The sequence below is a fragment of the Pseudomonas sp. genome (assembly GCF_035277045.1).
Lineage (GTDB): Bacteria > Pseudomonadota > Gammaproteobacteria > Pseudomonadales > Pseudomonadaceae > Aquipseudomonas.
The window spans coordinates 1-3,440 of the sequence record NZ_DATELE010000320.1 but is presented as its reverse complement, the minus strand read 5'-3'; the positions used below and the strand labels follow the sequence as shown (position 1 = coordinate 3,440).

Sequence of the window (3,440 nt, the reverse complement as noted above, 5' to 3'; positions counted from 1 at the left end):
ATCCGCGATTCCGGGGCCAGCACTACGGTGAACAGTTGTTGCAGGCCGTGCATGACTGGTGCGCCGAAGACCCGCACACCCAAGGCGTGGTGCTGGATACCGGCAACGAGGACTACCTGGCGTTCTACCAGCGCCAGGGTTATCAGGAGATCGGCGAAGTTGCCGTGGGCCCGATCCGCGAGCGGGTGTTTTTTCATCCCGCCCCCGAGGCCTCCGTGGCAGCTCTGGCTTGATGCGCGGTGCGCCATGGCGCCAAGCTCTGGTAGCATGCGCCGCATGACGTATTCAGGAAGATTTGCCTGGGGCCTTGTTTTCATGGTCGCCAGCACCGCAGGTTGGGCACAGAGCGAACTGGTGGTCCGGGTCAAACCCGCCAACAAGGCGCTCAGGGCCAATGTCGAAGGCTACATCGGTACCTTGGGTGACCGCGATGAAGACGCGCTGCTGCGCTTCAGTCGCGGCGCCGAGGAGCAGGCGCGCAAGGCCGCCCAGGCGCTGGGTTACTACCAGGCGCAGATCGATACCGAGGTCAAGCCCTCCACCCGGGCCGACCAGCCGACTCAACTGATCATCAACATCGCCCCGGGCGAGCCCGTACGCCTGCGCAACGTCAGCGTGCGCATCGAGGGCGAGGCCAGCGAGCTCAAGGCGTTTCGGGTGCCCGACGGCAAGGCCCTGCGCCCCGGCGCGGTACTCAACCACGGGAACTACGAGGACGCCAAGCGGGCGATCCAGAACCAGGCCTCGCGCTATGGCTTCTTTGGCGGACGCTTCGCGCAGCAACGCCTGGCGGTCGATCCCCAGGCCGGGGTGGCCGACATCGAGCTGGTCTATCAGAGCGGGCCACGCTACCGGCTGGGCGCCGTCACCTTTGGCGGCGACACGCCGCTGGACAACGACCTGCTGCAACGCATGGTGTCCTTCAAGCCAGGCACCCCCTATGACTCCGAGCTGATCGCCGAACTCAACAACGACCTGCAGTCCAGCGGTTACTTCGAAGGCGTGCGGGTCGATGCGGCGCCCACCGCCGCGGTCGGCGAGCAGATCCCGGTGGCGGTCCAGCTGCAGACCCGCAAGCCGCGCACCATGGGCCTGGGACTTGGCTTCTCGACCGACGTCGGCCCGCGCGGCAAGGCCAACTGGACCCGCCACTGGGTCAACCCCCAGGGCCACAGCTATGGCTGGGAGACCGAGCTTTCGGCGCCGCGCCAGAACGTCGGCCTGTGGTACGACATCCCCCTCGACCCGCCGCTGACCGACAAGCTGCGCTTCGCGGGCGGCTACCAGTACGAAGAGATCGCCGGCACCGACACCCTCAGCAAGTTGCTGTCGATCGGCCCGGAATGGCACAGCAAGCTGCCCAGCGGCTGGCAGCGGGTGATCTCGCTCAAGTACCAGCGTGAAGAATACCGTCTGGGGGACGATTCGGGCCTGAGCAACTTGCTGATGCCCGGTGTGAGCTATTCCTACCTGCGCAGCGACAACCGCATCGACCCCCACAATGGCTACCGCCTGCAGTTCGATGTGCAGGTGGCCAAGGAAGGGCTGGTTTCAGACACCAACCTGCTGCACGGCAATGTGCTGCTCAAGGGCCTCAAGACCTTGGGGCAGAACCACCGCTTCCTGGGCCGCCTGCAGTTTGGCGGCAGCGCCACCAACGGCTACAAGAACAACATCCCGCCTTCGCTGCGCTTCTTCGCAGGTGGCGACCAGAGCGTGCGCGGCTACGACTACCAGACCCTCTCGCCTGAAAACAGCGACGGCGACCGCATCGGCGGACGCTACCTGGTGGCCGGCAGCGCCGAGTATCAATATTCGATTGCAGAGAAATGGCGCGTGGCGACCTTTATTGACCAGGGCAACTCCTTCAATTCGCTGGAACTGCCCAGCCTCAAGACCGGCGTCGGTTTCGGCGTGCGCTGGGTCTCGCCGGTCGGGCCGCTGCGCCTGGACCTGGCCAAGGCTCTGGATGACGACGGTGGGATCCGCCTGCACTTCTCCATGGGGCCAGAGCTGTGAGGCGCGTGCTCAAGCCGCTGCTGCTGACCCTGCTCGCCGTGTTGCTCCTGGTGACCCTGGCACTCGCCCTGGTGCTCGGCACCCAGGCCGGCAGCCGCTGGGTGCTCGGGATGGTGCCAGGGCTCGAGGTGGACGACTTCGCCGGCCACCTTGGCGGGCAGTGGCAGGCCAGCCAGCTGCGCTGGGTACAGGGCGAGACCCGCATCGAGCTGCTGGCGCCCCGGCTGCAGTGGTCGCCTGCCTGCCTGTTGCGCTCGACCTTGTGTATCCGCCGGCTTGAAGCCGAGCGCGTCGACATGGCCTTCGCGCCGTCCGCCGAGACAGCCGACAGCGGTCCGTTGTTGCTGCCGTCCCTGCGCCTGCCGGTGGGCATCGAGCTGGGCGAGGTTCGAGTCGGTCAACTGCGTCTTGGCGGCAGCGACCTGCTGGGCGACCTGCAGCTGGCCGCGCACTGGACGGGCGAGGGCATGCGCATCGACAGCCTGCACCTCAAGCGCGATGACCTGCAACTGAACCTGCAAGGCACGCTGCAGCCCGAGGGCGACTGGCCGGTGCAGCTCAGCGGCCAGGTGCAGCTGCCCCGGGTCGAGGACAAGCCGTGGCAACTGGACCTGCAACTGGCGGGTGAACTGCAGAAAACCCTGACCCTCAAGGGCAACAGCAGCGGTTACCTTGATGCCGAGCTGGCCGGCGAAGTCCAGGCCCTGGCCGAGCATCTGCCGGCTTCCTTGCAGATCCGCTCCGAGGCGTTCAAGCCCGCCGGCACCTTGCCCGATACCCTGCAACTCAATGGGCTGCTACTTGATGCCAGCGGTGACCTGGACAAGGGTTATCAGCTCAAAGGCTCGGCCACGCTGCCGGCCGAGCAGTCGCCCATCGATCTGGTGCTGGCGGGCCGCGTCGACGCCAAGGGCGCGCAGATCGCCGGACTGGACCTTGCCGCCAACGAGCAGCAGCGGCTCAGGCTGCAGGCCAATGCCGACTGGCAACAGGGCTTGCGCGCCGATGCGACGATCGACTGGCTGGATTTCCCCTGGCTGCGCCTGTATCCACTGGAACAAGCCCCACCGGTCAGCCTGCGGCGTTTCAATGCCCAGGTCGACTACCGCGACGGCAATTACCACGGCACCTTCAAGGGCGACCTCGATGGACCGGCCGGTGCGTTCAGCGTCGCGAGCCCCTTCGAGGGCGACCTGGGCCAGGTCCGCCTGCCACAGCTGGCGTTGGCCGCGGGGCAGGGCAAGGCTGCCGGCAGCGTGGCGGTGCGCTTTGCCGATCAGCTGGGCTGGGACGTCGACCTCCAGCTCTCGGCGCTCGATCCGGCCTACTGGGTCGCTGAACTTCCCGGCACCCTGGCCGGACCGCTGCGCAGCAAAGGCGAAATGAACAACGGGCAACTGTCGCTGAATGCTCAGCTCGAC

The 3,440-nt window shown here is 66.7% G+C and carries 2 protein-coding genes and 1 pseudogene; all 3 read left to right on the top strand.

The genetic code is table 11. From position 1 onward, the window contains the following. The coding region (locus VJS90_RS21135; protein WP_324123576.1) for a GNAT family N-acetyltransferase at positions 1 to 233 on the top strand (233 nt) is incomplete at its 5' end. 43 nt (positions 234 to 276) lie between these two features. Then, the gene (locus VJS90_RS21130) at positions 277 to 2,019 is read left to right on the top strand and encodes an autotransporter assembly complex family protein (protein WP_324123575.1); all 1,743 of its coding nucleotides are present in this window, start codon (positions 277 to 279) and stop codon (positions 2,017 to 2,019) included. Beyond that, positions 2,016 to 3,440, top strand: a pseudogene (locus VJS90_RS21125) (translocation/assembly module TamB); the annotation flags it as partial. The gene VJS90_RS21130 and the pseudogene VJS90_RS21125, both read left to right, overlap by 4 nt.

Coding starts and splice junctions, on each gene's coding strand:
- VJS90_RS21130 (WP_324123575.1), top strand. CDS start 277: ATGACGTATTCAGGAAGATTTGCCTGGGGCCTTGTTTTCATGGTCGCC.